22 protein-coding genes and 1 other RNA gene are annotated in these 23,073 nt (G+C 71.6%); 2 read left to right on the top strand and 21 right to left on the bottom strand.

Annotation, left to right across the window (positions count from 1 at the left end):
- Positions 1-45: 45 nt before the first annotated feature.
- Positions 46-1,326, bottom strand: a complete 1,281-nt coding sequence (locus WG212_RS19065; protein ID WP_337188700.1) for a SulP family inorganic anion transporter — start codon at positions 1,324-1,326, stop codon at positions 46-48.
- Positions 1,327-1,496: 170 nt separating this feature from the next.
- Between WG212_RS19065 and WG212_RS19070 the strand changes: the two genes are divergently transcribed.
- Positions 1,497-1,922 carry a PaaI family thioesterase gene (locus WG212_RS19070; RefSeq protein WP_337188701.1) on the top strand — a complete coding sequence of 142 codons (426 nt, stop codon included), beginning with the start codon at positions 1,497-1,499 and terminating at the stop codon, positions 1,920-1,922.
- Between the two features lie 28 nt (positions 1,923-1,950).
- On the opposite strand, the gene WG212_RS19075 is transcribed toward WG212_RS19070, so the two are convergent.
- The 19 genes from WG212_RS19075 to WG212_RS19165 all read right to left on the bottom strand — a co-directional run bounded on the left by WG212_RS19075 (position 1,951) and on the right by WG212_RS19165 (position 20,850).
- Positions 1,951-2,496 (bottom strand): histidine phosphatase family protein, encoded by a 546-nt coding sequence (locus WG212_RS19075; protein ID WP_337188702.1) that lies wholly within the window; start codon positions 2,494-2,496, stop codon positions 1,951-1,953.
- A gap of 2 nt (positions 2,497-2,498) precedes the next feature.
- Complete coding sequence (gene murB / locus WG212_RS19080; RefSeq protein WP_337188703.1) at positions 2,499-3,404, bottom strand: UDP-N-acetylmuramate dehydrogenase; 906 nt, start codon at positions 3,402-3,404, stop codon at positions 2,499-2,501.
- Entirely contained in the window at positions 3,401-4,852 is a 1,452-nt protein-coding gene (gene murC / locus WG212_RS19085) for a UDP-N-acetylmuramate--L-alanine ligase (protein ID WP_337188704.1), read from the bottom strand. The genes murB and murC overlap by 4 nt, the downstream gene beginning before the upstream one ends.
- Before the next feature lie 298 nt (positions 4,853-5,150).
- The gene (locus tag WG212_RS19090; protein WP_337188705.1) at positions 5,151-5,459 is read right to left on the bottom strand and encodes a HigA family addiction module antitoxin; all 309 of its coding nucleotides are present in this window, start codon (positions 5,457-5,459) and stop codon (positions 5,151-5,153) included.
- A 9-nt stretch (positions 5,460-5,468) separates the two neighbouring features.
- On the bottom strand, positions 5,469-5,762 hold the full coding sequence (locus WG212_RS19095) for a type II toxin-antitoxin system RelE/ParE family toxin (RefSeq protein WP_337188706.1): 294 nt from the start codon (positions 5,760-5,762) through the stop codon (positions 5,469-5,471).
- 217 nt (positions 5,763-5,979) lie between these two features.
- Positions 5,980-7,074, bottom strand: coding sequence for an undecaprenyldiphospho-muramoylpentapeptide beta-N-acetylglucosaminyltransferase (gene murG / locus WG212_RS19100; RefSeq protein WP_337188707.1), 1,095 nt, complete (start codon positions 7,072-7,074; stop codon positions 5,980-5,982).
- Between the two features lie 27 nt (positions 7,075-7,101).
- Positions 7,102-8,280: a putative lipid II flippase FtsW gene (gene ftsW, locus WG212_RS19105; RefSeq protein WP_337188708.1), complete on the bottom strand. Its 1,179-nt coding sequence runs from the start codon at positions 8,278-8,280 to the stop codon at positions 7,102-7,104.
- Positions 8,281-8,356: 76 nt separating this feature from the next.
- A complete protein-coding gene (murD, locus tag WG212_RS19110; protein ID WP_337188709.1) occupies positions 8,357-9,772 on the bottom strand; it encodes a UDP-N-acetylmuramoyl-L-alanine--D-glutamate ligase in 1,416 nt (471 codons plus the stop codon).
- 18 nt (positions 9,773-9,790) lie between these two features.
- Positions 9,791-10,900: a phospho-N-acetylmuramoyl-pentapeptide-transferase gene (mraY, locus tag WG212_RS19115; protein WP_337188710.1), complete on the bottom strand. Its 1,110-nt coding sequence runs from the start codon at positions 10,898-10,900 to the stop codon at positions 9,791-9,793.
- Complete coding sequence (gene murF, locus WG212_RS19120) at positions 10,900-12,327, bottom strand: UDP-N-acetylmuramoyl-tripeptide--D-alanyl-D-alanine ligase (RefSeq protein WP_337188711.1); 1,428 nt, start codon at positions 12,325-12,327, stop codon at positions 10,900-10,902. The genes mraY and murF overlap by 1 nt, the downstream gene beginning before the upstream one ends.
- Positions 12,320-13,774 carry a UDP-N-acetylmuramoyl-L-alanyl-D-glutamate--2,6-diaminopimelate ligase gene (locus tag WG212_RS19125; protein ID WP_337188712.1) on the bottom strand — a complete coding sequence of 485 codons (1,455 nt, stop codon included), beginning with the start codon at positions 13,772-13,774 and terminating at the stop codon, positions 12,320-12,322. The genes murF and WG212_RS19125 overlap by 8 nt, the downstream gene beginning before the upstream one ends.
- Positions 13,771-15,528 carry a penicillin-binding protein 2 gene (locus tag WG212_RS19130; protein ID WP_337188713.1) on the bottom strand — a complete coding sequence of 586 codons (1,758 nt, stop codon included), beginning with the start codon at positions 15,526-15,528 and terminating at the stop codon, positions 13,771-13,773. The genes WG212_RS19125 and WG212_RS19130 overlap by 4 nt, the downstream gene beginning before the upstream one ends.
- The gene (locus WG212_RS19135) at positions 15,525-15,983 is read right to left on the bottom strand and encodes a cell division protein (RefSeq protein WP_337188714.1); all 459 of its coding nucleotides are present in this window, start codon (positions 15,981-15,983) and stop codon (positions 15,525-15,527) included. Before WG212_RS19135 ends, WG212_RS19130 begins: the two co-directional genes overlap by 4 nt.
- Positions 15,980-16,954, bottom strand: a complete 975-nt coding sequence (gene rsmH / locus WG212_RS19140) for a 16S rRNA (cytosine(1402)-N(4))-methyltransferase RsmH (RefSeq protein WP_337188715.1) — start codon at positions 16,952-16,954, stop codon at positions 15,980-15,982. The genes WG212_RS19135 and rsmH overlap by 4 nt, the downstream gene beginning before the upstream one ends.
- Entirely contained in the window at positions 16,951-17,418 is a 468-nt protein-coding gene (locus WG212_RS19145; RefSeq protein WP_337188716.1) for a division/cell wall cluster transcriptional repressor MraZ, read from the bottom strand. The genes rsmH and WG212_RS19145 overlap by 4 nt, the downstream gene beginning before the upstream one ends.
- A gap of 383 nt (positions 17,419-17,801) precedes the next feature.
- Positions 17,802-18,239, bottom strand: an RNA gene (rnpB, locus tag WG212_RS19150) — RNase P RNA component class A.
- A gap of 51 nt (positions 18,240-18,290) precedes the next feature.
- Entirely contained in the window at positions 18,291-19,019 is a 729-nt protein-coding gene (locus WG212_RS19155; RefSeq protein ID WP_337188717.1) for an N-acetylmuramoyl-L-alanine amidase, read from the bottom strand.
- Complete coding sequence (locus WG212_RS19160) at positions 19,016-19,909, bottom strand: DMT family transporter (RefSeq protein ID WP_337188718.1); 894 nt, start codon at positions 19,907-19,909, stop codon at positions 19,016-19,018. The genes WG212_RS19155 and WG212_RS19160 overlap by 4 nt, the downstream gene beginning before the upstream one ends.
- 38 nt (positions 19,910-19,947) lie before the next feature.
- Complete coding sequence (locus WG212_RS19165) at positions 19,948-20,850, bottom strand: alpha/beta hydrolase (RefSeq protein WP_337188719.1); 903 nt, start codon at positions 20,848-20,850, stop codon at positions 19,948-19,950.
- 221 nt (positions 20,851-21,071) lie between these two features.
- Between WG212_RS19165 and WG212_RS19170 the strand changes: the two genes are divergently transcribed.
- On the top strand, positions 21,072-21,689 hold the full coding sequence (locus WG212_RS19170) for a histidine phosphatase family protein (protein WP_337188720.1): 618 nt from the start codon (positions 21,072-21,074) through the stop codon (positions 21,687-21,689).
- Positions 21,690-21,831: 142 nt separating this feature from the next.
- Here WG212_RS19170 and WG212_RS19175 read toward each other — a convergent pair whose 3' ends face one another.
- Complete coding sequence (locus WG212_RS19175; RefSeq protein ID WP_337188721.1) at positions 21,832-22,986, bottom strand: acyl-CoA dehydrogenase family protein; 1,155 nt, start codon at positions 22,984-22,986, stop codon at positions 21,832-21,834.
- Between the last annotated feature and the right edge of the window lie 87 nt (positions 22,987-23,073).

Below are 23,073 nucleotides of genomic sequence, written 5' to 3' on the forward strand. Positions count from 1 at the left end.
CGGCTCGGGGGTTGGGGTCCGCGGTGGCGTGCGTCGCCGGCCGGGTCAAGAGCCCAGGCGGCGGGCCATCCTCGATCCCATCCAGAACACGAGCGCGACGGCGCAGCCTGCGAAGATCCCGGACATCAGATCGTGCAGCACCGTCACGCCGAAGGTGGCCAGCACCACGGCGGCGGCCTTCCATTGCCCCAGCAGGCTCGCGAACTCCCGCTTCTCGGCCATGTTCCAGGCCACGACCACCAGGATGCCCGCGAGCGCCGCGAGCGGCACATAGCTGGCCAGGGGCGCGGCCACGAGCATGAACGCCAGCAGGAAGACGGCGTGCAGCATCCCCGACACCGGCGTGCGGGCGCCGGCGCGGATGTTCGTCGCCGTACGGGCGATGGTCCCGGTCACCGCGATGCCGCCGAAGATGGCCGAACCGACGTTCGCCAGCCCCTGGGCCACCAGTTCCATGTTCGAGCGATGGACCCGCCCGGTCATCCCGTCCGCGACCTTGGCCGACAGCAGGCTCTCCAGGCCACCCAGGAGCGTGAAGCCCAGCGCCGCCGGCAGGCAGCGCACGATCAGGTCCCAGGACACGTCCGGCAGCGCCGGCGCCGGAAGGCTGTGCGGAATCCCGCCGAAGCGGCTGCCGATCGTCTCGACCGGCAGGTGGACGAAGCGCGCGAGGATCGTCGCCGCCACGAGCGCCAGCAGCATGCCCGGCCAGGTCGGGCGCACGCGCCGCAGCCAGAGGATGAATCCCGCCACGCCGATCCCCAGCCCGAGCGCTGCCGGGTTGAACGTGGGCGCGGCCTCGGCCAGCGCTAGCAGCTTCAGGCCCACGGGCCCCGGTTCGGCGCCTTCGAGGGTGAGCCCCGCGAGGTCCTTGATCTGGCTGGCCAGGATGGTCACCGCGATGCCCGTGGTGAAACCGACCGTGACGGCGTGGGGCATGTAGCGGATGAGACCGCCCAGGCGGAAAAGCCCCAGGGCCGCCAGCATGAGCCCCGACAGGAAGACCGTCAGCAACAGTCCCGGCAGGCCCACGTCGGCGACCGTCGCCGCGACCAGCACGATGAACGCCCCGGCCGGGCCGCCGATCTGGTGACGGCTGCCGCCCAGCGCCGAGACCAGGAAGCCGCCCACGATGGCCGTGTACAGCCCACGCTCCGGCGAAACCCCCGAGGCCACCGCAATCGCCATCGACAGCGGCAACGCCAGCACGGCGACCGTCAGCCCCGCCACCGCATCCCGGCGCAGGTCGCCCAGGCCGTAGCCCTCGGACAGAACCGTCGCGAGCTTCGGCCGGTAGAGGTTCGATGTGGCGGCGCCGTCCGGCATGGCGATCAGGATCTCCGATCCCGCTTAAGTTAGCCTTGATCCCTCTCAATCGTCAGCCGTCCCCTACGTCAACCACCTGGCGTCAACCACCTGGCGTCGCTCCCTGCGACCTGTCGCCACCATGCTGGCAGCAGGCCATCGACAGGATGTGCAGGCCGGAAGGAGACCCCATGCCTGTTCCGACCGCCCTGGACGGCCTGCCACGCCCACCCTGCGCCGAACTGCTCGGCTTCGAGCTGGTCGACGCCCGGCCGGCCGACGGCTGGCTGCGCGCGCGCTTCGAGGGACGCCCTGCGTTCTGCAACCCCGCCGGCTTCATCCAGGGCGGATTCCTGGCGGCCATGCTGGACGACGTGATGGGCGCCGCCATGTTCGTCTTCTCCGAGGGCCGCATGTTCACGCCCACGATCGAACTGCACGTGAGCTTCCTGGCCCCGGCGCGGCCGGGGCCGATCTACGCCGAAGGCCAGGTGGTCCAGGCCGGCAAGAGCATCGCCTTCCTGGAAGGCCGGCTCATGGATCTGTCGGGCGCCCTCATCGCCCGAGGCAACGCCAGCGCCCGCCTCGTCCCGGCCGACCGGGCCCTCGCCGCCTGAACATGCGCGCGACGTCGGAGAAACGGGATCAGAGCCGCTCGATCAGGCCGCCGTCCGCGTCCAGGACGAAGGCGTCGGGAAGGTGCAGGCTGCGCCAGAGGTCGTGGGCGTCGAGGCCCAGGAGCCGGGCCACGTAGAAGCTGAGCACCGTGCCGTGGGTGACGGCGACCAGCGGGCGACTCCTGTGCTGGGCCAGGGCGGCCGCCAGCCGCTCGCAGGCCGCGTGCGCCGTCTCGATCCCGCCTACCGGCTGGCCGGGCGCCTCGAAGATGCGGGCGATCTTCTCGCGGAACGCCTCCTCGGTCCCGAACGACAGGGAGCGCCGCTTGTGCTCGTGCAGGCCGGGATCGATGTCGACCGGCAGGCCCAGGCGCGCGGCGATGATCTCGGCCGTCTCGCGGGCCTTGGGCTCGGGGCTGGCGGCCACCGCGACGGGGCGGTAGGCGGCGATCTTCCCGGCCAGCGTCTCGACCGCCTCGCGCCCCTCGGGGCACAGCGGCCAGGTCGTGGACGGCGTGTCCGGGTCGATCAGCGGCCGCCCGTGACGCACCAGGATCAGGGAGGCGCCGGCCACGCTCAAGGCCTCCCGATCCGCTTGATCTCCCATTGGAGATCGACGCCCGCCTTCGCCTTCACGTCGGCCCGCACGGCCTCGCCCAGGCCTTCGAGGTCGGCGGCCGTCGCCGCGCCGGTGTTGATCATGAAGTTGGAATGCAGCGGCGAGAACATCGCCCCGCCGTACGCCTTCCCGCGCCAGCCCGCCGCGTCCACCAGCTTCCACGACGAATGGCCGGGCGGGTTCTTGAAGGTGGAGCCGCCCGTCTTCTCCCGGATCGGCTGGGTCTGCTCCCGCCGCGCGGTGATCTCGTCCATTCGCGCCTGGACCGCCTCGGGCGCATCGGGACGCCCCTCATAGGCCGCCTCGACCCAGACGATGTCGGCCGGGGCGCCGGAATGCCGGTACGTATAGCCGAAGTCCGCCACCTCAAGCTCCTGCCGCGCGCCCGAGCGATCGTACCCCCAGGCCGACACCAGCACATCCTTCGTCTCCGAGCCATAGCAACCGGCGTTCATGGTGAGCGCGCCGCCCACCGTGCCGGGGATTCCGGCATAGAACTCCAGCCCCGCGATCCCGGCCCGGGCCGCCGCCCGCGCCACGGCCGCGTCCAGCGCCGCGGCGCCCGCGGTGATCCGGCGTCCCTCGGCCTGGACGCCGGCGAAGGCGCGCCCCGCCAGCCGGATGACCGCGCCCGGCACGCCGCCGTCGCGGATGATGACGTTCGAGCCCACGCCCAGCACCGTCACCGGGACTTCGGCGGGAAGCGCCTTCAGGAAGGCGGCCAGGTCCTCGGCGTCGGCGGGCAGGAACAGCAGCTCGGCCGCGCCGCCGACCCGGAACCATGTGAACGGCCCCAGCGGCTCGTCGCGCAGGAGCTTGCCGCGCACGGCCGGCAGGGCGTCGCGCCAGTCGGCGGCGCTCATTCGGCGGGTTCCCCGAGCGCTTCCAGTTCGCCCGGCAGGGCGTAGGCCCAGTTGGTGATGTCGCCGGCGCCCAGCAGCACCACGAGGTCGCCGTTCGCGGCCTCCTGCCGGACCATCGCGGCCAGGTCCGAGGGCGCGGGCAGCGGCAGGGCGCGGCGGTGGCCGTAGCGGCGCAGGCCCTCCACGAGGCTGTCGCGGCTCACCCCCTCGATCGGCGCCTCGCCCGCCGCATAGACGTCGGCCACCAGCACCACGTCGGCGTCGGCGAAACAGGCGCAGAAGTCGTCGAACAGGTCGCGCAGGCGCGTGTAGCGGTGGGGCTGCACCACCGCGATCACCTTGCCCCCCGTAGTGGCGCCTCCCGTATTGGCGCCCCCCGTGACGGCCCGGGCCGCCTTGAGCACCGAGGCGATCTCGACCGGATGGTGGCCGTAGTCGTCCACCACGCGCACGCCGTTCGCCACGCCCGTGGTGGTGAAGCGCCGCTTCACCCCGCCGAATTCCTTCAGGCCCTTGCGGATGGCCCCCTCGTCCAGCCCCAGTTCGCGCGCCACCGCCACGGCGGCCAGGGCGTTGAGCACGTTGTGGTGGCCGGCCATCGGCAGGTGCAGGCCGGCATAGCGCAGGGGCTCGCCCTCCAGCGGACGGATCAGCACGTCGAACCGGGCGCCGTCCGGCCCCATCGCGACGCCCTCGGCCCGCACCTCGGCCTGGGGGTTCACGCCATAGGTCACCAGCCGGCGGTTCTCCACCCGCGCCGCCAGGGCCTGGACCTCGGGATGGTCGGTGCAGACCGCGGCGAAGCCATAGAAGGGGATGTTCTCCACGAAATCCTGGAAGGCCCGCTTCACGGCGTCGAAGTCGCCGTAATGGTCCAGGTGCTCGGGATCGATATTGGTGACCACGGCGCAGGTGGACTTCAGCTTCAGGAACGTCCCGTCGCTCTCGTCGGCCTCGACCACGATCCACTCGCCGGTCCCGACCTTGGCGTTGGTGCCGTAGGTGTTGATGATCCCGCCGTTGACCACCGTGGGGTCCAGGCCGCCGGCGTCCAGCAGCGAGGCGATCATCGAGGTGGTGGTGGTCTTGCCGTGCGTGCCGCCCACCGCCACCGAGAACTGGAGCCGCATCAGCTCGGCCAGCATCTCGGCCCGGCGCACCAGCGGCAGCCGCCGCTCGCGGGCGGCCACCATCTCGGGATTGTCGGGCTTGACCGCGGTCGAATAGACGACCGCATAGGCCCCCTCCACGTTGGCCGGATCGTGGCCGACGAAGATCTTCGCGCCCAGCTTCGCCAGCCGCTCGGTGTTGGCGCTGGCCCGGGCGTCCGACCCCTGCACGGTGTAGCCCGTGCGCATCATGATCTCGGCGATTCCGCTCATGCCGATGCCCCCGATGCCGATGAAGTGCACGGGGCCGATCTCGAAGGGGACGGGGCGACGGGTCATGGCCCGAGTCCTAGGACGCTTCCCCGCGCGGCGGAAGGGGCGCGGGCGTCAGGCGGGGAACCCCGAAAGACACGAAAGGACACGAAAGGGCGTTCGGTCTTCGCGAGGCCGCGAAGCGGCGCCTTTGGATTCAGATGAACCGCGGAAAACGCGAAAAGGCGCGGAAGGCGAAGCTTGCGATTCCGCGCCCCTCGGCGGGCTTCCGCGGTTTGAAAAGGCTGAGCCTCCGCTGGCGCGAAGGCTCAGGGAGGACTCGATCCCTTTCGTGTCCTTTCGTGTCTTCGGGGGTCAGGGAACGCTACGCGACGAGCGCCTTCAGCTTGGCCAGCTCATCCCGCCCCTTGATCGCGGCGAGCGAAAGGTCGTGCTGGGTCTGCAGGTTGATCCAGAACTGGGGAGAGGTGTTGAACACGCGGCCGAGGCGCAGAGCCGTGTCGGCGGTGATATTCTGGGTCTCGCGGGACAGGCGCTCGATCCGGGTGCGATCCTTCAGCCCCATGGCGCGCGCGAGCGCTCCGGCCGTGAGGCCCATGGGCGCCATGTAGTCCTCGCGGAGGATTTCCCCGGGATGAGGGAGAGGCGCTTCGAAGTTGTAGAAGTCGATCATCGTGGCCTCCTAGTGATAGTCGCCGAGCCAAACGTCCTCGGGACCGCTTCGGCCCCAGACGAACGTGATCCGGTATTGGTCGTTCACCCGCATCGACCAGGTTTCCGCTCCCTGGAGCTTCTTCAGGCGATTGCCCGGCGGGGCGGCCATGTCCTGTGGCGTCGTCGCCGCGTTCAGGGCGGCCAGCATCCGACGGGCGCGGGCGAGGATGTCGGGGTTCAGGCCCCGCGGCGCACGCCCCTCGAAGACCTGCCTTGCTTCGTCGTTGCCCCAGGACTGGATCACGAGTCGAATGTAGCGCAAGTCGCTACAGCATCAAGCGGAATGTAGTGACCAACGCTACATTCCGCTGGCTGTCCTGTCAGCAGGTGGCGGAGGTCCTGAGGCGGCGGGCGCTCCGCCGACGCCAGGACACGCCCCAGGCGCTCTGTTGAAACCACGAAAAACACGAAAGGCGCTGCATGGCCCGCCTTCGTGTCCTTTCGTGTCTTTCGTGGTTCAGGAACGGCGCTTCGCGCCGCTACGCCGCCGCCGTCGCCTCAACCACGTCGGCCAGGCGCTCCGCCGCGTCGGGGATGGCGACGGCGCGGGAGGCCGCGGCCATGCGGGCCAGGCGGGCCGGGTTGTTCAGGAGGACCTCCAGCGCCGACGCCAGGCTCTCCACCGTGAGCTGGCTCTCGCGGGCGATCTCGGCGCCGCCGGCGTCGGCCAGGAGCCGGGCGTTCTGGCCCTGGTCGTCGTCGATGGCGATGGCCAGCGGGACCAGGATGGCCGGTTTCCCGGCCACGGCGAACTCGCAGACGCTGCCCGCGCCCGAGCGCCCGATCACCAGGTGGGCGTCGCGAAGGCGGCTGGCCATGTCGCGGAAGAACGGCGCGATCTCGGCGTCGACCAGGGCGTCCCGATAGGCCCGGCGCGCCGTGTTCATGCTCTCGGCGCGGGTCTGCTGCTGGACGACCAGCCGGCGGCGCAGGTCCTCGGGCAGGGCCTTCACCGCCTCGGGCACCAGCTCCGACAGGAGGCGCGCGCCCTGGCTGCCGCCCGTGACCAGCAGGCGCACGGGGCCATTCGGCTCGGGGGGGACGTAGGGGATCTCGGCCAGGGCCCGGATCGGGGGGCGCACCGGGTTGCCGACCACCCTCGCCCGCTCGGCCACGCCCTTCGGGGCCTTCTGCAGCGTCGGGAAGGCGCAGGCGATGGTCTTCACGTGGGGAGCCAGCAGCCGGTTGGTCCGGCCCATCACCGCGTTCTGCTCATGGATGACGGTCGGCAGCCGGTCCAGCCGGGCCGCCACCAGCGCCGGCGCCGAGGGATAGCCGCCGAAGCCGACCACCACGTGCGGCCGGATCTCGCGGAAGACGCCGCGGGCCTGCAACACCCCGCGCATCACGGCCAGGCCGGCGCGGACCATGCCGATGGGGTCGCCCCGCCGGAAGGTGGCCGCCGACAGGCCGATGCGCCGCTCGGCCGGGAAGTCCTGGGCCAGGCCCGCCACCCGCTCGTCGGACGCCAGCACCACGCCCCAGCCGCGCGCGATCAGCGTCTCGGCCAGCGCCTGCGCCGGGAACAGGTGGCCGCCGGTCCCCCCGGCGGCGACGACGGCGATCCTACGCATGGGCGCCTCTCATCCTCGCGCGCGCGGTCAACCGAACGTCCCGGCCTTGGCGAGGCCTTCGCTCTGCGCATAGGCGCCCGGCCGGCGGCGCGTGAGCGCCAGCGCCAGTCCCATCGTCAGGCCCATCGCCAGCATCGAGGAGCCTCCGTAGCTGATGAAGGGCAAGGTCATGCCCTTGGTCGGCATCATGTTCAGGTTGACCGCCAGGTTGATGATCGCCTGCTGGCCGACCAGCACGAACAGCGCCGCGGCCGCGATCTGCTCGAAGGGATCCGACAGCTTCATGGCCCTCATGAGGCCGCGCACCACCACGAAGGCGAAAAGCGAGATCACCAGCAGCAGGAAGACGAGCCCGAACTCCTCGGCGCCCACCGAGGCCGCGAAGTCGGTGTGCAGGTCGGGCACGCGGCGCTTCATCACCCCTTCCCCCGGGCCCCGGCCGAACAGTCCTCCCGCCGCCTGGGCGATGGCGGCGGCGTCGACCTGGTGCGTGTCGGCCTTCTCGGGCGAGAAGAAGCGGTCCACCCGGCTCTGGACATGCGGGAACATGAAGTAGGTCGACGACAGCCCCGCGAGCGCCGTCGCCCCCAGCAGCATCACCCAGCTCATGGGGACGCCCGCCATCCAGAAGGCGGCGCCGAAGGCCACCGTGATCAGCACCGTCTGGCCGACGTCGGGCTGGATCAGCAGCAGCCCCACCGAGACCGCGAACAGCCCGAAGGCGATGGAGACGCCGGGCACCCCGGCGCCCTTCTGGCCCTCGGCGAACATCCAGGCGACCAGGATCACCAGGGCCGGCTTCATGTATTCCGACGGCTGGAAGGTGAAGCCGCCGAACTCGATCCAGCGCGTGGCGCCCTTGGCGCTGTGGCCGATGAACGGCAGGGCGATCATCACCGCGATCGCCGCCAGCCAGATGAAGAAGGCCGCCCGCCTCACGCCTTTCACGTCCAGCATCGAGACGGCCATCATCAGGATCATGGAGGCCACGGCGAAGACGCACTGCCGGACGGCGAAGTGGAACGGGTCGCCGATGTTCATGCGCGCCGCCGCCGCCGGGCTGGCGGCGAACGACACCACGACGCCGATGGCGATCAGGATGGCCACCACCCCCAGCATCCAGCGGTCGACGGTCCACCACCAGACGCCCAGCGGCGAGCGGTCGGACCGGGCGAAGGCGTGGGCGTTGCTGCTGACGGTCGTCATGGTGAGGGTCTCCTCCCCCCTCGGGGGAGGGGGACCGCGAAGCTGGGGAGGGGGAGAGAACTGGTGGCGAAGGGGCTCATGGCGCGCCCTCGCTGACGCGGCCGGCGGCGATCGCGCGGGCGGCGGCGCGGAAGGCCTCGCCGCGCTGCTCGAAGTCGGCGAACTGGTCGAACGAGGCGCAGGCCGGCGAGAGCAGGACGATCGCGTCCCTGCCGCTGGCCGCGGCGTCGGCATAGGCCGCGCGCGCCGCCGCCTCGATGGTCCCGCATGCCACGGCGGGCGCCCGGCCTTCCAGCGTGGTGGCGAACGCCGCTTCGGCCTCGCCCACGAGGTAGGCCTTGATCACGCGCGGGAACAGGTCGGCCAGCTCCTCGATGCCGCCCGTCTTCGGCTGGCCGCCGGCGATCCAGTAGACCTCGGGATAGCTCGACAGGGCCTGGCGCGCCGCATCGGCGTTGGTGGCCTTGCTGTCGTTGACGAAGCGGACCTTGCCGATCAGCGCCACGGTCTCCATCCGGTGCGCGAGGCCCGGGAAGGTCGTCAGGGCGCGGGCGGCCAGCTCGGGCGAGACGCCCAGCCCGCGCGCCGCGGCGTAGGCCGCCGCCGCGTTCTGCCAGTTGTGCCGGCCCGGCAGCGAGCGGGCGCGCTTCAGGTCCGCCACCTGGGCCGCGCGCTCGCCGGCGGCGTCGTACAGCAGGCCGTCCAGGGCGTAGACCCCGCGGCTGATCGCCTTGCTGGCCGAGATGGGCACGATGGTGCGGCGGTTGGCGGCCGTGATCTCGGTGCAGATCTGCTGGCCCCAGGCGTCGTCCACGCCGATGACGGCGGTGTCGCCCTTGTCCTGGTTGAGCAGGATGCGGCGCTTGGCGGCGACGTAGTTTTCCATCGTCCCGTGCCGCTCCAGGTGGTCGGGCGAGACGTTCAGGATGATCGCCACGTCGGCCTTCAGGCTGGAGGTCAGGTCGAGCTGGTAGGACGACAGCTCCAGCACATAGACCGCGCCGCCGTGCATGTCGTCGAGGCCCAGGACGCCGGCGCCGATGTTGCCGCCGATGCGGGTGTCCCGGCCGGCCTCGGCGCAGATGTGGCCGATGAGGGCGGTGGTCGTGGACTTGCCGTTGGTGCCGGTGATGGCGACCACCTTCGGCCGCCGGTGCTCGGGCGCGGCGTTCACGGTGCGCGCGAACAGCTCGATGTCGCCCAGGATCTCGACGCCCGCCGCGCGGGCCTTCTCCACCGTCCAGTGCGGCTTGGGGTGCGTGAGCGGCACGCCGGGCGACAGCATCACGGCGGCGAAGCCCGACCAGTCGGCCGCAGCCAGGTCGGTCAGCTCGAAGCCCTCCGCCGCGGCGGCTTCACGGGCCTTCGGGCTGTCGTCCCACAGGGCGACCTCGGCGTCCCCGGCGACGAGGGCGCGCGCGGCCGCCAGCCCCGTGCGGGCCAGGCCGAACACGGCCACCGTCCTGCCTTCGAAGCCGCGGACCGGGATCATGCCGCCTGCACGCGCCTCCTACCTGAGCTTCAGGGTGGCGAGGCCGACCAGGGCCAGCATCACCGCCACGATCCAGAACCGGATCACGACGGTGGATTCCGACCAGCCCAGCTTCTCGAAATGGTGGTGGACCGGCGCCATCAGGAAGATCCGCCGGCCGGTGCGCTTGAACCACGCCACCTGGATCATCACCGACAGGGTCTCGGCCACGAACAGGCCGCCGATGATCCCCAGCACGATCTCGTGGCGGGTGGCCACCGCGATGGCGCCCACCGCCCCGCCCAGGGCCAGAGAGCCGGTGTCGCCCATGAAGATCTTGGCCGGCGGGGCGTTGTACCAGAGGAAACCCAGCCCCGCCCCGATCAGCGCCCCGCAGAACACCGCCAGCTCGCCCACACCGGGGACGAAGTGGAGCTGGAGGTAGTTGGCGAAGACGTAGTTGCCGACGATGTAGGCGATCAGGCCGTAGGCCGCCGCCGCGATCATGACCGGAACGGTGGCCAGGCCGTCGAGGCCGTCGGTGAAGTTCACCGCATTGGCCGCCCCCACGATGATGAAGGCCCCGAACAGCAGATAGCCCCAGGAGAGGTCGATGAAGTACTGCTTGAAGATCGGGAAGGTGACCGAGGTCAGCAACTCGGCGTTCTCGGGCGGCTTGGGCGCGAGCGTGATGATGAGCGCGATGGCCGCCATCGCGATGCCGGCCTCGACCGCCAGCCGCGCCTTGCCCGAGACGCCCGCCGTCGTCTGACGCGTGACCTTGGCGTAGTCGTCCATGAAGCCCAGCAGGCCGTAGCCCCCGGTGACGATCAGCACCGCCCAGACGTAAACGTTGGTGAGGTCGGCCCACAGCAGGGTGCCCGCGAACAGGCCGGCCAGGATCATCACCCCGCCCATGGTGGGCGTGCCGGCCTTCTCGATGATGTGGCGCTCGATGCCCTCGGCGCGGATCGGCTGGCCCTTGCCCTGCTTGGCCTGCATCCAGCGGATGAAGCGCGAGCCCATGGCCACCACCACGAACTGGGCCGTGAAGATGGCCAGCCCCGTCCGGAAGGTCTGGTACTTCAGCAGGTTCAGGACCGGCACATAGTCGGTCGAGGCGAGCTGGACGTAGAGCCAGTAGAACATCAGCCGGCCTCCCCCCCAGGGCCTTTCAGGGCGCGGCCCGGGGCCTGTCGGGGGGAACCGGCCGCCAGCAACGCCTGGACGACCTGCCCGGCCCTGGACCCGTTCGACCCCTTCACCATCACGACGTCGCCGGCCCTCACGGCCTCAGAGAGCTGGGGCGCGAGGACGGCGGCGGTCTCGGCGTAGCCGCCGCGGCGAGTCGGCGGAAGGGCGTCCCAGAGCGATTTCATCAGAGGACCGGCGCAGAAGACGAGGTCGATCGTCGCAGCCGCGATCGGCGCGGCCAGCCCGGCGTGGAACGCCTGCGCCTCCGGCCCCAGCTCCAGCATGTCGGTGAGCGCCACGATCCGCCGCCCGGCCACGCTGCGCTGGCCCAGGGTGGCGATCGCCGAGGCCATCGAGACCGGGTTGGCGTTGTAGCTCTCGTCGATCAGGGTGAAGGCGCCGCGGGGGCCGTCCAACCGGCGCTCGGCGCCCCGCCCGGCCAGCGGCGCAAAGCCCGACAGCGCCGTCAGCGCCAGGTCCAGGCGCACGTCCAGCGCCTCCAGCATCAGGATCACCGCCAGGCTGTTGAGACCCCAGTGCAGGCCGGTCTGCAACAGGGGAAAGTCGACCCGCCGGCCGTCCAGTTCGGCGCGCACCTGGGCCATGCCGTCGGCGGCCCGGAAGTCCAGCAGGCGCGCGTCGCAGCCGGCCGCGCGCCCAAAGGTGCGGACCTTCGCCCCAGCCGCCACGGCGCGGGCCTCCAGCAGGCCGAAATGCGCGTTGTCGGCGTTCAGCACCGCGACGCCGCCGAACTGGAGGCCGTCGAAGATCTCGGCCTTGGCCATCGCCACGCCGGCCTCGCCGTCCGCGAAATTCTCGGTGTGGACCGGGCCGATGGTCGTCACCACCGCCGCATGGGGCCGCACCATCTCGCTCAGCGGGCGGATCTCGTCGGCGTGGTTCATGCCGATCTCGAACACGGCGCGCTCGGTGTCGGCCGGCATGCGGGCGAGCGTGAGCGGCACGCCGATGTGGTTGTTGTAACTCTTGACCGACGAATGCGCCCGGCCGGCCAGGGAAAGCCCCGCCATGACCGCCTGCGTCACCGACGTCTTGCCCACCGAGCCCGTCACCGCGCCGCGGCGCGCGCCCGCCGCCCGGTCGCGGGCCGCGATTCCCAGGGCCTCCAGCGCCCTCAGCGTGTCGCCCGCCCGCACGGACGGCGCGTCCACCTCGCGCGAGGCCAGCACCCCCGCCGCGCCGGCGGCCATCGCCTGGGCCACGAACGCATGGCCGTCGCGCGCGCCCGCCAGGGCGACGAAAAGGTCCCCCGGCTCCAGGCTGCGGGTGTCGATCGAGACGCCGGTCGCCGCGAAGGCGCCGGATTCCACGCCCCCCGTGGCGGCCGCGACGGCGCCGGACGTCCACAGCGGCTCAGCCATGCACAAGTTCCAGCGCCAGCGCCGTCTCCTGCACGTCGTCGAAGGGATGGACGACGTCGCCCACGATCTGGCCCTGCTCATGGCCCTTGCCGGCCACCACCAGGACGTCGCCGTCGTCCAGCATCGCCGCGGCCGCCCGGATCGCCTCGCGCCGGTCGCCGATCTCCCTGGCGCCGGATGCGCCGGCCAGGATCTCGGCCCGGATCGCCGCCGGGACCTCGGAACGGGGATTGTCGTCGGTGACGATCGCCACGTCGGCCAGCTCGGCCGCCACCCGGCCCATCAGGGGGCGCTTGCCCCGGTCGCGGTCGCCGCCGGCGCCGAACACCACCACCAGCCGGCCGCGCGCGTGGGGGCGCAGGGCCTTCAGCACCGTCTCCAGCCCGTCCGGCGTATGGGCATAGTCCACATAGGCCTCGCCCCCGCGCGGCCCCGCGCCCACGCGCTGGAGCCGGCCCGGCGCGCCGGTCAGGGCCTCCAGCCCGGCAAACACCTCGTCCCACGACAGGCCCGCCGCGCGGCACAGGCCCGCCGCCACCAGCGCGTTCGACGCCTGGAATCCCCCCGCCAGCGGCAGGCGCACGTCATGGACCTGGCTGTCGGCGCGCACCTTCAGGCTCTGGCCGTCGGGGAGCAGGGTCCGCTCCAGCAGCTTCAACGCCTGCCCGCCCCCACCCACGCTCATCACCCGCTGCCCCGAGACCACCGAGGCCGCCGCAAAGAACGGGAACGCCTCGGAATCGGCGTTCAGCACCGCCGTCGCGCCGCGCGGCATGAGCTGCTCGAACAGCCTGAGCTTCGCCTTCATGTAGGCGTCCATGGTGTGATGGTAGTCGAGGTGGTCCTGGGTCAGGTTCAGGAACCCCGCCGCCGCCAGCCGCACCCCGTCCAGACGGCGCTGGTCGATGCCGTGCGAGCTGGCCTCCATGGCGAAATGGGTCACGCCGAGCTGGCTGACGCGGGTCAGCAGCTCGGCCACGTCGCCCGCGTCGGGCGTGGTCAGGCCGGGCGGCGTGATCTGGTCGTGCGTCCCGTCCGGCCGCGAGACGGTCAGGCCCAGGGTACCCATGCTGGCCGCGGCGTGGCCCGCGCGGGCGAACATCTGGCGGCAGAAGTTGGCGACCGAGGTCTTGCCGTTGGTGCCCGTGACCGCCACGCACACCTGCGGCTGGCGGCCCCAGAAGTTGGCGGCGGCCAGGGCGTAGCCGCGGCGCGGGTCGCGGCAGATCACGGTGGGAACCGAAAGGTTCAGGTCCTGGTCGGCGATCACCGCCGCCGCGCCGGCCTCGACGGCCTTGGCCGCGAAGGCCGCGCCGTCCGCCCTCGATCCCGGGAGGGCGGCGAACAGGAAGCCTGGCTTCACCTTGCGGCTGTCGGCCGTCACCCCTTTGATCTCGGGATCGGTCCCCAGGTCGCGCTTCACGATCTTCGACAGGCGCACGCTCATCGCGCTTCGCCCAGCTCTTCGACCGTCGGCGGCAGGACGGGAACCGCCTGGCCCACGTCGGCGCGGCGCTGGACGTCGACGAACGGCGCGATCCGCTCGATCACCCGGCCCACGGCCGGCGCCGCCACCCAGCCGCCGGTGGAATAGCCCGCGCTCCGCGCCGTGCCCTTGGGCTCGTCCAGCAGGATCAGGACGAAATAGCGCTTGGTGTCCACGCCGCCCCAGGTCGGGAACACGGCGGCGAACGACGAGACCTGCTTCTGGCCGTTGTAGCGGCGGATCGCCGGGTCGTACTTCTCGCCCGTCCCGGTCTTGCCCCCCACCGACAGGCCGGGGATGTCGGCCGACTTGCCGCTGCCGCCGGTGACGTTGGCGCGCATGATCGAGAGCATCTGCAGCGAGGTGCGCTCGGACATCACCCGCGGGCCGTCCACCTTCGTCCCCGGCTCCAGCTTGTGGATCGTGAGCGGGATCATCCGGCCGCCGTTGTGGATCGCCCCCATAGCCCGCGCGAGCGCCAGGGGGCTGACGTTGATCCCGTGCCCGAACGAGGTCGAGGCGACGGCGTCGTCGTTCCACACCCGGGGCGTCAGCGGCCGGGCGTTCTCGATCAGCTCGACCTTGGCCGCCTTGGTCAGGCCCAGGGCGTCGAAGTAGTGGCCCATGCGCTCGGGGCCCACGGCCTGGCCCAGCTTGGCGGTGCCGATGTTGGACGAGTGCTGGAACACCTCCACCAGCGTCAGGATCTTCCGGCTGGCGTGGTAGTCGTGGATGGTCCGGTAGCCCAGCTTGTACGGCTCGCGGGCGTCGAAGGTGCTCTCGGGCGTCGCCACCCCGGCGTCCAGGCCGATGGCGACGGTGAACGCCTTGAACGTCGAGCCCATCTCGAACACCGAGGCCGCCGCGCGGTTGGTCTGGGCGTAGACGCTGGACTTGCCCGGCGCGTTCGGATCGAAGACGGGCCAACTCGACAGGGCCAGGATCTCGCCCGTCTGGATGTCGGTGACCAGGCCCACCGCGCCCACCGGCCGGAACTCGTGGATGGCCTTGTAGAGCTCGTCCTCCAGCGCGCCCTGGACGCGCAGGTCGATGGACAGGGGCACGGGCGCGCCGCTCCGGGCCGCGGTGCGGATGTCGTCGTTCAGCGCCGCCTCCGAGCCCGACAGGCCTTCGCCCCCGGCGTCCGAGAAGCCGATGAAGTGGGCGGCCGTGGTCCCCAGCGGATAGATGCGCCGCTGCTCGGGCTCGAACGTCACGCCGGGCAGCCCCAGGCGGTGGACGCGGTTGCGCGCCTCGGGCGTCAGCGCGCCGGCCACGAAGATCCGGCGGTTCCCCCGCAGCGCCCGCTCCAGGCGGTTCATGTCCAGGCTGGGCAGCGCCGCCTTGAGGCCGCGCCGGGTCTCGGCCTGGTCCCAGATCTCGCGCGGGTCGATGTAGAGGCCGTAGTGCAGAAGGTCGGCCGCCAGCAGCATGCCGTTGCGGTCCACCAGGTCGGTGCGCGAGGCGCCCAGCGGCGCCCCGGCGCCGCCCACATGCGCCGCGTCGGGGAACAGCGCCGCCCGCGTCGCCCCGAACGCCAGGGCCACGAAACCGACGGCGAAGAGGATCAGGACGAAGAAGATGCGCAGCCGCGTGTCGTCCTCGGCCTTGCCCGACGCCCGCGCCCGCTCGAAGGCGTGCTCCAGGCCCCAGACGCGCTCGATCAGCCAGCGCGGCAGGCCCGCCCGGCCCAGGCTGGTCTGCGACAGGCTCATGGCGCCACGCCCGGTTCGGCGGGCGCCTCGGCCACGCGCACGGGATAGGCCTGCGGCGGCGGGGGCGGCGGCACGCCCGGGATCACGCCCGACCCGTTGACCATCGCCGCCACCGCCGACACCGCCTTGGCCTTCTTGGGCGGGCCGGCGCGGGCCACGTCCACGATCTGGTCCACGCTGGCCTCGCGGTTCGCGCCGACCGGCTCCATCTTCAGATAGACCACCGACAGCCGCTCCAGGCGGCCCGGCTGCTCCAGGTGCGCCACCTCCGCCTGCAACAGGCGGATGCGGGCGGCCTCGGCCTTGATCTGGCGCTCGATCGTGGCGATCTCGGCGCGTTCGCGACCGGCCATCGTCTTGGCGAGGTAGACGCCCAGGACCACCACCACCAGCAGGCCGACGCCGACGAGGTCGATCAGGCGGAAGCCGCGGATCTTGCGCGTGAAGACGCTCATGCCGCCACCCTCCACACAGGAGCCTCGGTGCGCACGGCGGCGCGCAGCTTGGCCGAGCGCGCGCGGGGGTTGGCCTTCACCTCGTCGTCGCCCGGCCCGCGCGCGCCGTTGAACAGCAGCCGGAAGCTGGGTTCGGCCGTCGTCGCCACCGGCGGCGCGTGACGCGATCCGCCCGGCGTCCGTCCGGCCCGCTCGCCCAGGAACGCCTTGACGATGCGGTCCTCCAGCGAGTGGAAGGTCACCACCGCCAGCCGGCCGCCCGCCTTCAGCACGCGCTCGGCAGAGGCCAGGCCGGCCTCCAGCTCGCCCAGTTCGTCGTTCACCGCGATCCGCAGGCCCTGGAAGGTGCGCGTGGCGGGGTGGATCTTGGCCCCGCGCCGGCCGCCCAGCGCGCGCTCCACGAACTCGGCCAGCTCCAGGGTGCGCGTGAAGGCCTGCTCGCCGCGCCGGCGCACGATGGCGCGCGCGATGCGGCGGCTCTCGCGCTCCTCGCCGTAGACGAAGAGAATCCGCGCCAGCTCGGCTTCGTCGGCGGTGTTGACGAGGTCGGCGGCGGTGGGGCCGTCGCCGCCCATGCGCATGTCCAGCGGGCCGTCCTGCATGAACGAGAAGCCGCGCGCGGCCTCGTCGAGCTGCATCGAGCTCACGCCGAGGTCGAGGGCCACGCCGTCGGCATGGCCCTCGCCCAGCACCGCGTCCATTTCCGAGAATCGCGCTTCCACCAGGCGGAAGCGGTCGTCCGGAAATCCCGCGGCGAAGCGACGGACCGTAGGGTCGCGGTCGAACGCCACGACCTTCGCGCCCGTCGCCAGGATCGCGCGGGCGTAGCCGCCCGCGCCGAAAGTGCCGTCCACGATGGTCTCGCCGGGCGCGGGCGCGAGCGCCTCGACCACCTCGCCGAGCAGGACGGAGACATGGGGGCCGGCAACAGGGTTGCCGGCAACAGGGGGGGCGCGGACCTCGGCGCTCATGCGGCGCCTCCGATCCGGGCCTGGCGCTGCTGGGCGCGCATCTCGGCCAGGCCCTGGCGCGCCCGCTCGCGGTCGGCGGCGCGCTGGGCGCGATAGGCGTCGCGCTCCCAGATCTCGAAGCGGTCGCGCAGGCCCACCACCGCCACCCAGTCGGTCAGGCCGTACTGCTCGCACAGGCTCTCGGGCAGGGTGATGCGGCCGGCGGTGTCGAAGCTGAGGCGCTGCATCTCGCCGAACACGTTGCGCTCGATGGAGTCGCGCAGTTCGTCGCCGAACTCCAGCTCGTCGGCCACCGCGCCATAGCGGTCGAACAGGGCCTGGCCGCCGCCTTCCAGGCAGTCGGAGCGGATCGAAGGAAAGAGGAAGACGCCCTCCACGGGACCCGAGAGCGCGGCGCGGTAGTCCTGCGGCACGACGATGCGCCGCTTCGCGTCCAGCTGCTTCTCGAAGGTCGAGAGAAACATCCCCGGCCCAGACCCCCTGCCTTCGCCAACCCCGCCAGCCAGCGCCCCGACCCGCCGCTTTGGTTAGCGAATGGTTATTGGGTTAACATGGGACCAAGTGGGTTTCAATGACACTTGCTGACCTCAGATGGGATTTTGCAGCCGATCCAGCGGGAAATCTTGAAGGCCCAAGACTTATCCACAGAACATACTTGGTACGAATAGTTAACGCGCCCATCCCTCCCTTGATGGGGAGGGACAGGCCGCGAAGCGGCCGGGGCGGGGAAGCGGGGGCCGGAGTGCTGAGGCTGGGGATGGTCGCCCGAATTCGGACGCGGTGGATGATCCCTGTTTCCCCACCCGTCTCGGCTTCGCCCCGCCACCCTCCCCATGACGGGAGGGAGCGGATCAGACGGCCTGTAAGCCGGGTTCTGTGCCGCCCTGCTCGCGCAGGACGCGGCGGCCATTCCTCTGGACCGGCCGTCACCGGCCGGTTCTCGCGACCTACCCGGATCCCTCGGAGCGGCGACGCTCCTACCCGCCAGTTTCCGAAGGACTTGGCCGGCGCGGGATCCCTATTCGGTCTTGCTCCTGGCGGGGCTTGCCATGCGGCCCCTGTCACCAGCGGCCCGGTGCGCTCTTACCGCACCCTTTCACCCTTACCCTCCTTCGCCGGAGGCTTCGGAGGGCAAGCCCTGCGTAGCCTTGGCGGAGCAGGGCGGTCTGCTCTCTGTGGCGCTATCCCTGGGGTCACCCCCGGTGGGCGTTACCCACCGCCATGTCGTCGTGGAGCCCGGACTTTCCTCGACCCCCGAAGGGGCCGCGACCGCCCGGCCGTCTGATCCGCGGCGGAAAGTGGGGGATCGCGGCGCAGAGTCAACCATCCCTCCCCATCAAGGGAGGGAGGTCATCCTCAGCAGCGCGATCAGCCGCGCGCGCGTCTCGCCGTCCGCGATCCCGTCCACGCGCTCGGGCCGCCAGTGCCGCTGGAAGGCGCGCAGGACGGTCGCGGTGTCGGCGTCGAAGGCGCCCGACGGCGGCAGGTCGTAGCCCAGGCGGGTGAGGCCGGCCTGGAGGGCGAAGACGGCCGCGCCCTCTTCCCCCGCCCCGATCGGCGCGCCCGGCGCGGGGGGAGCCTCGGCCCAGAGGCCGTGCCCCGCTTCGGCCAGACGCTTCCAGGGGAACAGCTCGCCGGGGTCGTCCTTGCGCGCCGGCGCCACATCGGAATGGCCGACGATGTCGCGGTCCTCGATCGTCCATCGCGTGCGGATGTCGGCCACGAGATCGATCACCGCCGCCACCTGCGCCTCGGGGAACGGCCGGTAGCCCCACTCGTGGCCCGGATTGACGATCTCGATCCCGATGGACTCGCCGTTCAGGTTGCGCCGCCCGCGCCAGTACGAGACGCCCGCGTGCCACGCCCGCCGTTCCTCGGGCACGAGCCGAAAGATCCGGCCGTCCTCCTCCACCACATAATGCGACGACACCTTGGCCGCGGGATCGCGCAGCCGCGCGATCGCCGCCTCGCCGCTCTGCATGCCCGTGTAGTGCAGGACCAACACGCTGGGCGGGGCCGTGCGCGCGTCGAAGTTGGGCGAAGGCGCTTCGATGAACGTCGTCATGAGTCACGGTTCCGCATCGCCAGCAGCAGGGCCATCATCCGGTTGCCCCGGAGCACGATGATCAGGACGCCGGCCAGGGCCAGCAGCCCGCCGATCGCCATCCGGGGCCCGAACGGGTCGCCCAGCAGCGCCACGCCCAGGCCGATAGTGGCCAGCGGCGTCACCAGGATCAACGCCGAGATCAGGTTCGCCTCGTAGCGCTGGAGCAGCATCACATAGGCGGTATGCGCGCCCAGCGAGACCACCAGCGCCGAGAACACCAGGGCGGCCCAGAACGTCCAGCCGGCGCCGAGCGCCGCGTCCACCTGTCCCGGCTCCAGGGCCAGAGAGAGCGCCGCCATCGGGAACACCGAGGTGATCCCGACCCAGGCCTGGAAGGTCAGCGGGCGCATGCCCTCGATCTGCTTCGTCAGGATGACCCCCACGCTGGACATCAGGGTGGCGCCGGCGACCAGCAGCAGGCCGGTGGAAAGCGCGACGCCCTCGGGGCTCCACATCACCGTCAGCACGCCCGCGAAGGTGAGCGCGATCCCCACGCCGCGCCGCCACCCGATCCGCTCGCCCAGGAAGGCCACCGACAGCAGCAGCGTGATCGGCATCCCGAGCTGGAACACCACCGCGGCGGCCGACGGGGTGGAGTACTTCAGGCCCACGAACATCAGGCCGAAGTTCCCGCCGCCCATCAGGAACGCCGCCAGCATCAGCCGCCAGAGCGGCCGCGGCGCCGGGCGCAGGAAGGGGATCAGCAGCGCGGCCAGGATCGCGAACCGGGCGGCCGCATAGAACAGCGGCGGCACGTCGAGGATGCTCACCACATACTTCGAGATGATGTTGTTGACCGCCCAGACCAGGCACATGGCCATGAGCAGGCCGAGGTCGCGGGGGGCCATGACGCCCAGCTAGGGCGCCGTGGCCGGGCTCCGCAACCTCACGCCCGGAAGAAAGTCTCCAGGTCGGCGTTGAGCCGGTCCATGTGTGTCACGAACAGCCCATGCGGCGCGCCGGCGTAGACCTCCAGCCTGGCGCCCGGGACGCCCGCCGCCAGCCGCTGGCCCGTGGCGGCGAGCGGGGCCGAGGCGTCCCGGTCGCCGTGGACGATCAGGGTCGGCCGGTCGATCCTGGGCAGGTCGGGGCGCAGGTCCTTGCCGATCAGCGCCCTGAAGGCGGCCACCGCCACGGGGACGGGTGTCGCCAGGAGCTGATCGGTCAGCCAGGCCTTCATGGCGGGCGAGGTCTCCGGCGTGAAGAACGCCGCCTGGTTGTCCGTCGCCCATTTCGGGAAGTCGGCGGCGTACTGCCGGAGCGTCGCCTCGTGGAACGCCATCGGCGCCCCGAAGGGATTGTCCGGCGTCTGGATCACATAGGGCGCCACGGCCGCCACCAGGGCCACCTTCGCCACCCTGGCCGTCCCGTGCCGGCCCAGATAGCGGATCACCTCGGCGCCGCCCATCGAGTGCCCCACCAGGATCGCGTCCTTCAGGCCGAGGGTGTCGATCACCGCCGCGAGGTCGTCGGCCAGCGTGTCCATGTCGTAGCCGCGGCCCGGAACGTCGGACCGGCCGTGGCCGCGCCGGTCGAAGGCGATGCAGCGGAAGCCGCGTTCGGACAGGTGCGCCACCTGATAGGCCCACATCTCGCCCGACAGCGCCCAGCTCGCGGCGAACACCACCGGCCGCCCCTCGCCCCAGTCGCGATGGAAGAGGCGCGTTCCGTCCTTGGCGCGGATGGTCGGGGCCTTGCGCGCCGTTGCAGCGGCGGCGGATCGCGGTGCGCCCACGGCGGCTGCGGTTCCGGCGGCCAGGCCCGAGGTGAGGATGTCGCGGCGGTTCATGCGGTGTCTCCTGTGTGGGCGGAGATCACCCCATCGGCGTAGGCCGGTCGATTACGTGGGAGGTCATGCGTCGGCGCCCCGCCCCCCGCCCCCGAGCCGTTCCGGACCCGGCGCTGCGGGCCGTGAAAGACCCGCCCGGCCCAGTCGGGCCGGTCGCGTGAATATCGCCTTCCATCGAAAAACGCTGGCGTGGCGTGGCGTATCCGGCGATCGGTCGGCGCATGAGCGCGATCCTCTTCGTCACCCATCCCGAGGTCGTCATCGATCCGCAGGTCCCCGTGCCGCGCTGGCCCCTGTCGGACGTGGGGCGCGCGCGGATGGAGACCTTCGCCGACGCGCTGGCCGGCCGGCCGGTCGCAGCCGTCTGGTCCAGCGACGAGCAGAAGGCGCTGGACGGCGCCGCCATTCTGGCCGCGCGGCTGGGCGCGCCGCATCGCGTGGACGCGGCGCTGGGCGAGAACGACCGCAGCGCCACCGGCTACATCGCCCCGCCGGAGTTCTGGGAGGTGGTGGACGAATTCTTCGCCAATCCGGACGTCAGCGTCAGGGGCTGGGAGACCGCGCGCCACGCTCAGGACCGGATCGTCGCGGCGACGAACGCACTGGACGCCGCCAGCCCGGATGGCGTGGTGCTGGTGGTCTCGCACGGCGGTGTCGGCGCGCTGCTCACGGCGCATCTTCAGGGGGTGACGATCGGGCAGGAGGACCGGCCCGGACATGCCGGCGGCGGCTGCTACCTGGTGCTGGACCGCGGCCCGCCGACGCTGCGCGAGACCTGGCGGGCGGTCGAGGAACCCGATCCGGCGCTGGCGGCGTTCGGGCCGGGCCGTTCGCCGTGAAGCCGGTTCGGGCCCGGACGACACCCGGCTCATGCGCCGGCGCAAGCGGCGCCTGAAAACCGGGAGACTCGAAACGAAGGGATCCCGCGAAGACGGCCGCCTCGCCGGAACGAGGCGGCCGCATTTCGGACCGGACCGGCGCCTACGCCGCCTGGCCCAGGCTCGGGCCCAGGCTCAGGCCCTCGTAGCGGGTCAGGTGATGGTCGACCGAACCGAACGCGCCCTCGATCATCGTCGCGCGCTTGAAGTAGTGGCCGATCGCCATCTCGTCGGTCATGCCCATCCCGCCGTGGAGCTGGATGGCGTTCTGGCCGACGAACTTGCAGGCCTTGCCGATCTGCACCTTGGCGGCCGAGACCGCCTTCGCCCGCTCGGCGTCGTCCACGACCTTGATGTTGGCCATGTAGGTCATCGAGATCGACTGCTCGAGGTTGATGAACATGTCGACCATCCGGTGCTGGAGCACCTGGAACGAGCTGATCGGCACGCCGAACTGCTTGCGCTGCTTGGTGTATTCCAGCGTGCCCTCGTGCAGCTTGCGCAGCACGCCGCAGGCCTCGGCGCAGGTGGCGGCGATCGCCTCGTCCACCACCTTCTCGATCAGCGGCAGGCCGCCGTCGGCCGGGCCGATCAGGGCGTCGGCGCCCACCGAGACGTTCTCGAGATACACTTCCGAGGCGCGATTGCCGTCCACGGTCGGATAGTCGCGGGTCGACACGCCCTTGGCGCCCTTCTCGACCAGGAACACCGAGACGCCGTTCGCGTCGCGCGGGCCGCCCGAGGTGCGGGCCGTGACGATCAGGTGGGTGGCGAACGGCGCGCCGATCACCACGGCCTTGTGGCCGTTCAGCACCCAGCCGGCGCCGTCCTTCTTCGCCGTGGTCTCCAGCGCCGCCAGGTTGTAGCGGCCCTTGGGCTCGGCGTAGGCGAAGGCGAAGATGTTCTGGCCGCCGATGATCCCGCCGATCAGGTCGGCCGCGCCGGCATGGCCCGAATGCTTCAGGAAGCCGCCGCCGATCACCACCGTGCCGAGGTAGGGCTCGACGACCAGCGCCTTACCGAACTCCTCCATCACGATCATGTTCTCGATCGGGCCGCCGCCCAGGCCGCCCAGGTCCTCCGGGAACGGCGCGCCCAGGATGCCCAGCTCCTCGGCGAAGGCCTTCCACACCTCGGGCCGCCAGCCCGGCTCCTTGGTCACGACGGCGCGACGCTTGTCGAAGTCGTAGTGGTCGGCCAGGTAGCTGGCGACCGTGTCGCGCAGCATCGACTGTTCTTCGGTGAAGCTGAAATCCATCGCTCGGCGTGTCCTTTCCTAGATCCCGATCATCTCCCCGCTCTTCATCCCGCGGCTTGTCCGCGGGACCCATCGATACGCTTGCGG

This window comes from Phenylobacterium sp., from assembly GCF_037189685.1.
Taxonomy (GTDB): Bacteria; Pseudomonadota; Alphaproteobacteria; order Caulobacterales; family Caulobacteraceae; genus Phenylobacterium.